The 11738-nt window shown below is 48.3% G+C and carries 12 protein-coding genes; 8 read left to right on the top strand and 4 right to left on the bottom strand.

The features are described from left to right. The first annotated feature begins 20 nt into the window (after window positions 1-20). Genes AC2T15_RS10190 through serB form a run of 7 tightly spaced genes read left to right on the top strand, consistent with a single transcriptional unit; the run spans window position 21 to window position 8154 of the window. Window positions 21-965 carry an esterase-like activity of phytase family protein gene (locus tag AC2T15_RS10190; RefSeq protein WP_486778213.1) on the top strand — a complete coding sequence of 315 codons (945 nt, stop codon included), beginning with the start codon at window positions 21-23 and terminating at the stop codon, window positions 963-965. 59 nt (window positions 966-1024) lie between these two features. Further along, window positions 1025-3286: a DNA topoisomerase IV subunit A gene (gene parC / locus AC2T15_RS10185; protein WP_486778212.1), complete on the top strand. Its 2262-nt coding sequence runs from the start codon at window positions 1025-1027 to the stop codon at window positions 3284-3286. 16 nt (window positions 3287-3302) lie between these two features. Next, entirely contained in the window at window positions 3303-4427 is a 1125-nt protein-coding gene (locus tag AC2T15_RS10180) for an ABC transporter permease (RefSeq protein WP_486778211.1), read from the top strand. 1 nt (window position 4428) lies between these two features. After that, window positions 4429-5196: an ABC transporter ATP-binding protein gene (locus AC2T15_RS10175; RefSeq protein WP_486778210.1), complete on the top strand. Its 768-nt coding sequence runs from the start codon at window positions 4429-4431 to the stop codon at window positions 5194-5196. Then, on the top strand, window positions 5193-6152 hold the full coding sequence (locus tag AC2T15_RS10170; RefSeq protein ID WP_486778209.1) for an MlaD family protein: 960 nt from the start codon (window positions 5193-5195) through the stop codon (window positions 6150-6152). The genes AC2T15_RS10175 and AC2T15_RS10170 overlap by 4 nt, the downstream gene beginning before the upstream one ends. After that, window positions 6149-6907, top strand: coding sequence for a PqiC family protein (locus AC2T15_RS10165; RefSeq protein WP_486778208.1), 759 nt, complete (start codon window positions 6149-6151; stop codon window positions 6905-6907). Before AC2T15_RS10170 ends, AC2T15_RS10165 begins: the two co-directional genes overlap by 4 nt. A gap of 29 nt (window positions 6908-6936) precedes the next feature. Beyond that, the gene (serB, locus tag AC2T15_RS10160) at window positions 6937-8154 is read left to right on the top strand and encodes a phosphoserine phosphatase SerB (protein ID WP_486778207.1); all 1218 of its coding nucleotides are present in this window, start codon (window positions 6937-6939) and stop codon (window positions 8152-8154) included. Between the two features lie 57 nt (window positions 8155-8211). Here serB and AC2T15_RS10155 read toward each other — a convergent pair whose 3' ends face one another. Continuing rightward, window positions 8212-8550 carry a barstar family protein gene (locus tag AC2T15_RS10155; RefSeq protein WP_053108398.1) on the bottom strand — a complete coding sequence of 113 codons (339 nt, stop codon included), beginning with the start codon at window positions 8548-8550 and terminating at the stop codon, window positions 8212-8214. Further along, complete coding sequence (locus AC2T15_RS10150) at window positions 8547-8915, bottom strand: guanyl-specific ribonuclease (RefSeq protein WP_373332000.1); 369 nt, start codon at window positions 8913-8915, stop codon at window positions 8547-8549. Before AC2T15_RS10150 ends, AC2T15_RS10155 begins: the two co-directional genes overlap by 4 nt. 62 nt (window positions 8916-8977) lie before the next feature. Between AC2T15_RS10150 and AC2T15_RS10145 the strand changes: the two genes are divergently transcribed. Continuing rightward, window positions 8978-9322, top strand: a complete 345-nt coding sequence (locus AC2T15_RS10145) for a hypothetical protein (protein WP_053100494.1) — start codon at window positions 8978-8980, stop codon at window positions 9320-9322. An 87-nt stretch (window positions 9323-9409) separates the two neighbouring features. On the opposite strand, the gene AC2T15_RS10140 is transcribed toward AC2T15_RS10145, so the two are convergent. Both AC2T15_RS10140 and AC2T15_RS10135 read right to left on the bottom strand, forming a co-directional pair. Next, window positions 9410-10414: a Fe(3+) ABC transporter substrate-binding protein gene (locus AC2T15_RS10140; RefSeq protein ID WP_053100493.1), complete on the bottom strand. Its 1005-nt coding sequence runs from the start codon at window positions 10412-10414 to the stop codon at window positions 9410-9412. Between the two features lie 94 nt (window positions 10415-10508). Next, on the bottom strand, window positions 10509-11738 hold the full coding sequence (locus tag AC2T15_RS10135) for an FAD-dependent monooxygenase (protein ID WP_373331999.1): 1230 nt from the start codon (window positions 11736-11738) through the stop codon (window positions 10509-10511).

Here is an 11738-nt window from a genome sequence, read left to right as displayed (position 1 = left end):
TTTTTACAGCTTGGCTACTGTTGAGTCTGACACAACTGGGCTGGGCTGATGAAACGGTGCTGGAGTTAGCCCAAGAGTACCCAGTGCAAGGGCTAGCGGCCGGTCATTTATCAGGCCTTAGCCAGTGCCAGGGTCGTTGGTGGGCGGTGTCAGACCGTGTGGATAATCAAGTGTTTGAGCTGATTTTAGATAGCGCGCAGCAACAGTTTCTGGCTAACCCCTATGCGATTCAAGTACCGCCGATTAATCGCAAACCTTTAGCTAATGGCCTATTACAGAGCGTCGTCAGTCAGGTTAGAGGCAGTGAGCTGGACTTTGAGGGCATTAGCTGCGATAGCCAGCACAACCTGTATTTGGTAAGTGAGGCGTATTCTGCCGTGTTACAGGTTGATCGCGAAGGCGAAGGACGCTGGATTCGTTTACCGAGTAACTTGCACTCGATGGCGCGCGCTAACGGTTTATTGTTGCGGCACAATGCGGGTTTAGAGGGCCTTGTGCTAGCGGAAGATGGCAGTCAGCTCTGGTTAGCCGCGGAGCGGCAGGGTCGTGGCTTAATTCGTTTAACCCAGCATCAACTACAGTGGCGTTGTATTGATAACTGTGTAGTCTTAGTCGAACAACATCAGGTGCCATTGCCCGAACCCTATAACGGTCACACGGCGGCGGACTTCTCAGGGTTAAGTCTCTATCGCGATAAGTTATTTACCTTAGAGCGCGCCGCGCGACAGATTTGTCGGCGAGAATTACAGCACGGAAAAGTTGAACGTTGTTGGTCATTTGCGGCCACTGAAAGCCTGCCCGAGAAGCGCTACGCTGGTGCTCAGTTAGGTATGGCAGAAGCTTTAGTGATTGAGGACGGTGCGGCTTGGGTTGGCTTAGATACGGCTGGTAAAGTCCGGGCTGACCAGTTGCAAAATCCGATTATTTGGCAATTTAAAGCACCTGCCAAGGGCTGGTTGCATTGAGTGCAGCACTGTACAGCATAGACGTACAGGCATTAACAGGCAGGTAAAGTAGAAAAGTTATGAGTGAATTAGTCGATTTAAGTTTTGAAGGGGTGGAGCAACGCTCGCTCGCTGACTTTACTGAAAAAGCGTACCTCAATTATTCGATGTACGTGATTATGGACCGGGCCTTACCGCATATTGGTGATGGCCTAAAGCCGGTGCAGCGACGTATTGTCTATGCCATGAGCGAGCTAGGTCTAAATGCTGAAGCGAAGCATAAAAAATCTGCGCGAACCGTAGGTGACGTGCTGGGTAAGTTTCACCCCCATGGCGACTCTGCGTGTTATGAGGCAATGGTGTTAATGGCGCAGCCATTTAGTTATCGCTATCCGTTGGTTGATGGGCAGGGGAACTGGGGGGCGCCTGATGATCCTAAATCCTTTGCTGCGATGCGTTATACCGAAGCCAGGCTGGCGCAGTATGCCGATAGTTTGCTGGCTGAGTTAGGTCAGGGCACGGTTGATTGGGTGGATAACTTTGACGGCACGCTGCAAGAGCCTTCGGTGCTGCCAGCACGGCTGCCGAACCTGCTGCTCAATGGCACCACGGGAATTGCCGTGGGCATGGCTACCGATATTCCACCGCACAATTTGCTTGAAGTGGCCAATGCCTGTGTGCAGCTGATAGATCAGCCAAACAGTACATTAGAAGAGCTATTAACGCATATCCAAGGCCCAGACTTTCCAACCGCAGCTGAAATTATTACCCCGCGGGCTGATTTATTAAAAATCTATCAAACGGGGCGGGGTTCGGTTCGCGCGCGGGCCGTGTATCGTCTAGAAGATGGCGAGATTGTGGTGACGGCACTGCCTTATCAAGTTTCAGGGGCCAAGGTTTTGGAGCAAATTGCCGGGCAAATGCAGGCAAAAAAACTGCCGATGGTGGCGGATTTGCGTGATGAGTCAGATCATCAAAATCCCTGCCGCATTGTGATTGTGCCGCGCTCTAACCGAATTGATAGCAAGGCCCTGATGCAGCATTTATTTGCCACCACGGACTTAGAAAGTAGTTACCGCTTTAACAGTAATGTGATTGGCCTAGACGGCAAGCCCCAAGTGAAAAATCTGTTGCAGATTTTAACCGAGTGGTTGAGTTTTAGACTGGAAACCGTGCGCCGTCGTCTGCAGTTTAGGCTCGATCGAGTTGAGCGCCGCTTACATTTGTTAGATGGCTTACTGATCGCTTTTTTAAATCTCGATCAGGTGATTGAGATTATTCGAACGGAAGATCAGCCTAAAAGTGTGTTGATGCAATGCTTTGCCTTAACTGAAACCCAAACAGACTACATTTTAGATACGCGCTTGCGTCAATTGGCCCGCTTAGAAGAGATGAAAATTCGGGGGGAACAGGCCGAGCTACTGAAAGAGCAGAAAAAGTTGCAGGGCTTGTTGGCTAGCCCGGCGAAGCTTAAGCGCTTAGTTAAACAAGAAATTCAGCAAGATACCGAAATCTATGGCGATCCTCGCCGTTCACCGCTGGTTGAGCGAGTGGAAGCCAAGGCGCTTGATGAAAGTGCTTTGGTGCCGGTAGAAGCACTAACGATTGTTTTATCAGAACAAGGCTGGGTGCGTGCGGCGAAAGGGCATGAGGTTGATGCAGCAGCTTTATCATACAAAGCGGGTGATGGATTAAAACAGGCACAGCCTGCTCGCTCCAATCAGCAGGTGAGTTTTTTAGACAGTGAAGGACGTAGTTACTCGCTAGCTGCCCATACCTTACCTTCAGCCCGAGGCCAAGGTGAGCCCTTAACTGGCCGCTTAGCCCCACCAATGGGCGCTAGTTTTGAATGGATCCTTGCCGCTGAAGATGAGGCGCTGTACTTAATGGCCAGCGATGCTGGCTATGGTTTTTTAGTGAAGGGCGCCGATTTAAACACTAAGAATAAAGCCGGTAAGGCTTTAATCACTTTACCTACTGCTGCTAAGGTATTGCCGCCAATGGAAGTTCAGGCACTAGAATCGCAGTTGCTAGCGGTGGTGACGAATGAGGGACGATTATTGGTATTTGCCTTAAAAGAGTTACCCATTTTATCCCGAGGCAAGGGTAATAAAATTATTGGTATTACTGCTGAGCGCGCGGCTAAGCGTGAAGAGTGGGTAGTTGGCTGTGCACTCGTTACTGCTAGTGATTCGTTAATTGTGCAGTCGGGTAAGCGCACCTTGACGTTAAAACCTGATGATTTAGAACATTATTATGGTGAACGAGGTCGACGTGGCAGCAAACTACCGCGCGGCTTTCAGCGTGTTGAAAAAATATGGGCCGATCAAGCAACCTCTTAATAAAAGGTAAACAGCTATGGCAAGCGTGCCAGATCAAGCAATTTTAGAGTGGGATGGCACCGAATCTGCCAGGCTAAACTTGCGTGGTGCTTGGACTTTACACCAAGCCAAACCTAATTTAGCCAAGGTATGGAAAGCTAAACCTAAGTCGGCTAAGCACGTCACTGTGCAGGTTGAAGTAGAGCAATGGGATAGCAGTTTACTGGCGATGCTACGGCGGATTCGTCGCTTAGCTGAGCAGCAAAATGCAAGTGTTGAATTTGCCGATTTGCCGCCAGCAGTTAGTAGGCTCTTGGTGATGGCGGAGACGCCATCGGTGCAAGCTAAAGCACAGGAACCTCAGGCCTTTGGCAGAATTGCCCGCTTTGGTTTAGTGGTCATGGCGGTGTTTGCTGCGATTGGTAAAAGTTGTCAGTTTATTGGCGAAGTATTAATCGCCTGCTGGCGCATGCTGCTTGGAAAGGGACGCATGCGTATGAGCGATTTTTGGGATGCCCTACAGCAGTGCGGGCCAGGTGCCTTACCGATTGTGGCGCTGATTGCCAGTCTAGTGGGGTTGATTTTAGCCTTTGTTGGTGCCGCGCAGTTAGAAGCCTTTGGTGCGCAACTGTATATTGCCAACATGGTGGCCATTGGTATGACCCGAGAAATGGGCGCGTTAATGACCGCAGTGATTATGGCCGGCCGAACTGGGGCGGCCTATGCGGCAGAGCTGGGCAGTATGCAGGCCAATGAAGAAGTCGATGCATTGAAAACCTTTGGTTTTCCACCCTTAGAGTTTTTAGTTTTGCCGCGTTTGTTAGCGCTCTTGATTAGTATGCCGATTTTAACGGTATTTGCCGATGCCTTGGGGATTTTTGGCGGGTTCGTGATTGGTTCGGGCTTATTTGATATTTCTGCCACCCAATACATTAACCAAAGCTTATCGATGTTGACCTTAACCGATTTTATGATTGGTTTATTTAAAAGCTTAGTGTTTGCGGTACTGATCGGTTTAATCGGCTGCTATTACGGCTTAAACAGTGGTCGTAATGCCCAGGCGGTAGGTAAAGCCACCACCGGTGCGGTGGTTAGCATTATTGTCGCGCTGGTAGTGAGTGATGCGATGATTACCTTAATCTGCACTCAGTTGGGGATTTAATATGCGAAACTCAGGCATTTTAGTTGCTGAAAACTTAAGTGCAGGTTATGGCAGCTTAGTGATTCAGCGCGATCTAAATTTTTCAATTAAACAGGGCGAAGTCTTTGTCATTATGGGCGGTAGTGGCTGTGGTAAGAGCACCTTGTTGCGCCATCTGATTGGTTTGCAGGCGCCATTGGCAGGAACCAGTTACTTTCATGGCGAAGACTTTTGGGCGCAAGATGAAGATACACGGGCTAACTTGCAGCAGTATTTTGGCGTGTTGTACCAAAACGGCGCGCTCTGGGGGTCGATGACCTTACGGCAAAATATTTGCTTACCCTTGGCCGCGTGGCGCCCCAATTTAAGTCGCGCTGAGCAGAATGAGCTGGCAGAGCTTAAGCTCTCCTTAGTTGGGCTAACCGGTTGCGCCGATTTGTACCCTTCTGAGCTGTCGGGGGGAATGCGCAAACGAGCCGCTTTGGCGCGGGCTTTAGCTTTAGATCCTGAAGTGTTGTTCTTTGATGAGCCTTCGGCAGGACTTGATCCGCTAAGCTCACAAGCCTTGGATGAGCTGATTTTACAGTTGCGTGATAGTTTAGGCTCAACCATTGTCTTGGTTACCCACGAGCTACCTAGTATTTATGCGGTGGCTGATACCTGCTTGTTTCTCGACAATAAAACCCGTACCCAAATCGCATTTGGTTCCTTAACCGAGCTATTAGATAATGGCCCAGAAACCGTACAACGTTTTTTACGTCGTGGTGCAAAAGCCACGGAGGCACTATGAGTGATTCAAGAAAACCTTTTTTAATTGGCGCCTTTGTGCTGGTTGGTATTTTTTTACTGGTCAGTGGGGTGATGATTTTAAGTCGAGACAGTTTGTTTACTAAACCGGCTGAATACGTGGTGTACTTTACCGGTACCCTCGATGGATTGGATGTAGGCGCTGATGTGACTTACCGCGGAGTCAAGGTCGGCAGTGTGCGGGAAATTCGCTTGTCCTATGATCGCAGCATTCAGGATGTGATCATGCCGGTGGTGATTCGCATCAACCAAGGTGAAAACGAAGCAGCCAGTTTAGGTGGCAAAGGTTTTGATGCGGTGGTTGAGCCTTTGGTTGAGCGTGGTCTGCGTGCACAATTACAAACCCCTAGTTTGTTAACGGGTAAGGCCATTGTCGCGCTGGATTTTTTTCCGGGGCATGAAGGTTATATTCGTGAGCCCCATCGCTTTGATGTACCAGCGATACCTAGTGTGCCGTCAAAAATTGATCAGGCTGCTGATGTGCTGCGTGATTTAGTGTCAGGTCTGAAAGATGTGCCCATTGCTGAACTAATGGAAACTGCCAGTGGTGCGATGCGCTCATTGGATAAATTAGCCAGCTCACCAGTGCTCAGTGAGGGGCTGGAAGGGGTAAATAAAATTTTAGCCAACGTTGATCAGCTGACCGCCCAATTAAACTTAGATGTACCGCAGTTAATGGGTACGGTGACCGGCAGTGGTAATGAACTAACCGAAGTGATGAAAGAGTTACGCCAAACCGCGAAAAATACCCAGCTGGTAATCGAGCAGATGAATGGCTTGGTGGTGGATAGTCGTCGCTCCATTGGTCCGCAATCTGAATTACAATATGAGATGCTCAACGTCCTGCAAGAACTGAGTCAGGCAAGCAAAGCTATGCAGCGCGCTGCTGAAGGTTTAGAGCGCAATCCAGAGTCATTAATTTTTGGGAAAAAACAATGATTAAGCACCTACCCGTATTACCTGTAGTTTTGGCTGTGCTTGCAATGGCAGGCTTAGGTGGCTGTGCTACGACTGAGCCGGTTCAGTTTTATCAGTTGCAGTCGGCGGTGGCGGCTAAAAACACTAAAGAGCATGATTTAACCGTATTACTTGGGCCCTTAAAGGTGGCCGATTATTTGCAACGTGAAAGCATTTTACAGCGCGATGCCGATGGCAGCTTTAGCATGGCTAAGGGCGGGCGTTGGGCTGGCAGTCTGCAAGATAATATTGGTCAGTACCTCGTGCGGCAGCTAGCAGTGGAGCTCAATACCAGTAAAATTTCTTTATATCCTGATCGCATTGGGGTTGAGCCTCAGCAGCAGTTAGTGCTGAGTATTAGTCGTTTAGATTCAGGTGTACAACAACCCGCGCTGATTGAGGCGCAGTGGCGTTTATTGGATGCCAACGGTGAGCTTTTAGACAGTGGTTTATATACCGACAATGAGCCGCATCAAAATAGCTTAGACTCACAAGTTAAAGCGCAAAGTGCGTTGTTGCAGCGCTTAAGTAAAGCTTTAAGTCAGCAAATGCGCCAGCAGTCAGCTAAACGGCAAGTGGCTTATAATCAATCTAGCGTGCGCTCAGCTAAGACGCCAACTAAGAGCGCAGTCGAGTCTGCTAGCACAACACCAACTAAGGGGTTAGCGACGCCTGCAACCTTACCTGAAGCACCAGTGAAACCATCGGCTGAGCAAGTTGAAGTATTTCGTTTCTAACCATTACCTTATCGAGTGGAGATAGCGCCTTGCGCGAAATAGTACTGATTAATATCACCGGAGAAGATCGCCCAGGTTTAACCGCGGCGATCATGGGAGTGCTGGCTAATGCGGGGGTAAATATTCTCGATATTGGGCAGGCGGTGATTCATGACACCCTATCTTTTGGGATTTTAGTCGAAATTCCACAGGCACAAGGCTCTGCAGACGCGCTTAAAGATGTGCTGTTTACTGGTTACAAATTAGATCAGCAGGTGCGCTTTACCCCTATTTCTGAGCAAGATTATCAGTTGTGGGTGCAGGGTCAGGGCAAGTCGCGCTATATCGTGACCCTACTAACCCGTAAAGTCACGGCTTTACAACTGCAACGAGTCAGTGAAATTACTGCTAAATATGACCTAAATATTGATCATATTGATCGTTTGTCTGGTCGTCGTCCGCTTGATTTGCCTTTGGATAAAAGCAAAGGCTGTATTGAGTTTTCAGTGCGCGGTGAGCCTGAAGATGTGGCGGCATTGCGAGCTGAGTTTTTAAGTGTCGCCCAAGAGTTGAATGTTGATATTGCCTTCCAGCGTGATACCGTTTTTCGGCGTAACCGTCGATTAGCAGTGTTTGATATGGACTCGACGTTAATTGAGGCCGAAGTTATTGATGAGTTAGCTAAAGCGGCTGGTGTTGGCGAGAAAGTAGCAGCTATTACTGAGCGCGCGATGCAGGGTGAGCTGGATTTTAAAGCCAGCTTTAAAGAGCGTTTAGCGCTCTTAGAAGGATTACCAGAGTCTAGCCTGCAAGGTATTGCCGATAGCTTGAAGCTTACCGAAGGTGCTGAGGTGCTATTTACCGAGCTTAAGCGTTTGGGCTACAAAACTGCGATTTTGTCCGGTGGTTTTACCTATTTTGCCAAGCAGCTACAAGCCAAGTTAGGCATTGATTATGTCTATGCTAATGAGCTAGAAATTATTGATGGCAAGGTGACTGGGCGAGTGATTGAGCCAATTGTCGATGCCCAGCGCAAAGCCGATTTGCTGCAAGAGTTGACTGCTAAAGAAGGCTTACGCTTAGAACAGACGATTGCTGTTGGTGATGGGGCGAATGACTTGCCGATGCTAGGGTTAGCAGGTCTAGGTGTGGCTTTTCGGGCAAAGCCCTTGGTTAAGCAAAGTGCCCGTCAGGCGATTTCAACCTTAGGTCTGGACGGCATTTTGTATCTACTAGGCTATCGTGAACGGGAAAGCATTGAGGACTAAGTTCGCCTGCGCTCAATTTGATTCAACGCCTTACTCTTAGGAGTAAGGCGTTTTTGCTTAAGGGTTAACTGGCGCTTGCAAGTAGACAGTTAAGCTCTGCCATTCAGAGGCAGCATCTGCTAGCAACTGGATAAATTGCTCTAGGGCATCGGCCTCAATTACAGTGGCTTTTGCAAAGGAAATATACAGCCGTAATGGCTGCTGTGGGTTCCATGGGACTTCACTTAAACAGTCCCAAGCGGCATCCCAGTTATTGCCAAAGTATTCGGCAAACTGAAAAGTTTCGCTCAACCAGCTCAAGAGCGTACAGCGATTCACTGCGGTAGGGGTAAACTCATAATCAACAGTTACAGCAGGGCGTTGATTGACCCAAAATAAACCGCTTGCAGTGGTCATGGCTGCACCTTTAATTGAATAAAACTTTGATAATGATCTTCGGTGTAATAGTACACTTCTGGCGGTTGCCCGCCAGTAACTACACGTTTGGCACCGCGATGTTTGAGATTGGGCGTAGGAACTGTGTATTCTCGGTAGTAGCCGCGCGGCTTGAGAGGTAAGCGTTTTTCGCGATTATGAAACAGGCTATTATCTTGCCGATAAGGGTAAGGGCCACCTTGTTTAATAAGCGCAAGGGTTTGCCTAAGCTCCGGTGAGTATTGGGTTTGTTTTGAATTGCTAGGCTCTAGCTGCAGCCAAGCCAGCAGTAAGAGCAAAGCTAGGCCGATAATAGTGCTCAGGATTTTTTTAGGCGCAGTGCGCATAATAACTCCAAGGTGAATCACTCAGGCAGTAAGGCCTTTGCGCAGTTAAGTAGAAGGTATAGATGAATAAGCAGGCAGCATTAGTGCGTAAGCTGAGAAAAGCAACTCGGCATTATAATAAATATGACGAAACAAATGCCGAGTTAATGGAAAATCTGTTACTTAGCTGTATTGAGGAGCTAACCGAGGTAGTACACCCTGATTTGCTATTTAACTTACAAGATACGGTATTGGTGTATTACTTTAAGTTATGGACTAACTATGTGGTGAGCTTTCCCGAGTATGAGCAGCGTTTACCCGCCTTGATTAAGGGAGTGAGTTTTTACTTAAGGGATCCAGGGCGGGTGCAGCAAGAACTGGCCCAAGAAGAATTACCGTCTAGTAGCAATGTGCTTGAGTTTCAATAGATTGGGGTAATCTTTAAACAAAACACAGGCCATAAAAAAGCCGAAACCTAAAAGGTTTCGGCTTGTTATTAAAGCGCTGAGTAAAACTTAACGCCAGCCAGCACGATCCATTAAGCGAATCGCTTCTGCTTGACGCTTACCTGCTACTTCAACAGGGATTTTATCGGCTTCAAACTCGCCCCAAGCAGCTACTTCTGCTGAAGGCGTAACTGCTGGGTTCGCTGGGAACTCTTGGTTTACGCCAGCGAAAATCGCCTGCGCTTCAGGGCCAGTCATCCATTCTAACAGTTTAACCGCAGCTTCTTTATGCGGTGCATGCTTAGTGATGCCAGCACCTGATAAGTTGACGTGTACGCCACGATCTTCTTGGTTAGGCCAGAATAGTTTTACTTTTAAGTCTGGATTTTGCTTGTGTAAGCGGCCGTAGTAGTAAGTATTAACAATACCTACATCGCACTGACCCGCATCAATTGCTTGCAGTAAAGCGGTGTCATCAGAGAAAGGATCAGTTTTTAGATTACTTACCCAGCCTTTAACGATTTCCTCAGTTTTTTGCTCGCCATGGGTTTCCATTAAGGTGGCGGTTAGCGACTGGTTGTACACTTTCTTACTGGTGCGTAAGCAAAGACGATCTTTCCACTCTTTATCCGCAAGCGCTTCATAGGTGGTTAATTCTTTAGGATCAACACGCTCTGTAGAGTAAACAATGGTACGTGCGCGTAGGGATAAGCCTGTCCACTCGTTATTACTGGAGCGATATTGGCTAGGAATGTTGTTTTGAATGGTTTCAGACTCGATGGGCTGTAAGATGCCCATTTGCTCTGCTTGCCACAGGTTACCCGCATCAACTGTGATCAGCATATCAGCAACAGTATTGGCACCTTCGGCTTTTAGGCGGGCCATTAAGGGCGCTTCTTTGTCGGTAATAAACTTAACTTTAACACCGGTTTCTTCAGTGTACTTGTCAAATACTGGCTTAATTAACTCATCAATACGTGATGAGTACACCACCACTTCATCGTTAGCGGCAAAGGCATTGCTCGCTAGTACAGCTAAGCCCATAGCAGCCAGTAAGGGGGTACGTTTGTGCATAACAGCCTCGTGTCCATGTGTGAGATAAAACCAAATGATATTGAATTGCATTTACTTTGGCAAATGTTTTCAATAAATAGCTAAAGGCTAGTCATTAACTGGGTAGCGGCCGAGCAAGTGCGGGTAAATAGCTGCCTTCGCCAAGGGCTTGACGGGTAATCAAAGCTTTGCTCAGAGGTGTATCATTCATCAGCTTTAAACCAAAATTGCGAGCTAATCGCAGGGCAAGGTGATCACTTTGAAAAAGGTGTTGAAAGCCTTCCATTGCTCCCATCATGGTTAGGTTATGGGGCATACGTTGGCGCTCAAAACGACTGAGTACACGCTCGCTAGCCAGTTGTTCACCACGCTGGGCAGCGGCTATTAAGTTTTCGGCAAGGGATGCTGCATCTAAAAAGCCCATATTCACCCCTTGGCCCGCTAGTGGGTGGATGGTATGGGCGGCATCACCAATAAAGGCCAGTCCTGGTTGCACATAGCGTTTCAAGTGGCGCTGGCGTAGTGGAATGCTAAAGCGTTGATCGCTGTGGATAATTTTTCCTAAACGATATTCAAAGGCTTGGCCCAGAGCTTGATTAAAGACTTGGGAATCAAGTGCCATTAATTGACGGGCATGTTCAGGTGTGGTCGACCACACTAGTGAACACCAATGGCCTGCTGGCGGTTGGCCAGTTAGTGGTAGTAAGGCAATGGGACCAGTAGCAGTAAAGCGTTGCCAAGCAGTGTGTTGATGCGGCTGTTCGGTTTGTACGCTGGTGACAATGGCGTGATGTAAATAATCCCACTCACGGGTTGGCGCTTGAGTTAGGCGGCGCACGGCAGAATTCGCACCATCAGCTGCGATTAATAGTGGAGTAGTTAACTGGCTTTGATCAGATAAGCTTAATTGCCAGCCGTTTTGACTGCGTGTGAGTTGCTCTAAACGACTATGCGCTAAGAGCTGAATGGGTGAGTTTGCCAGTTGCTCAAGCAGTGCATCTTGGACTAAATCATTCTCTACGATATGCCCTAGGTGCTCAGCATGTACATCAGCTGCAGAGAATTGAATATTGCCAGTGCCGTCGCCATCCCAGACTTCCATCTGATAATAGGGGCAGGCACGGCGCTGCTGTATGCCAGACCAAGCCTGAAGTCGAGTTAGAATCCGTTCAGAGGCCAAGGATAGGGCACTCACTCGCGGTGCAAAAGGGCGTTGGAAATCCAGTGGTTGGGCGCTTAAAGAGCCGCTATCTAGCAATACAATCTTCAGCGGAAGTGACTGTAAGGCTAGTGCTAAGGCGCTACCAACCATACCGGCACCAACAATAACGATATCTGCGTGCAT

The sequence above is a fragment of the Thiopseudomonas sp. SA1F2-1K genome, from assembly GCF_057443035.1.
Note: the sequence above shows the minus strand (reverse complement) of the source record. Positions and strands in the feature narration are given on the sequence as shown.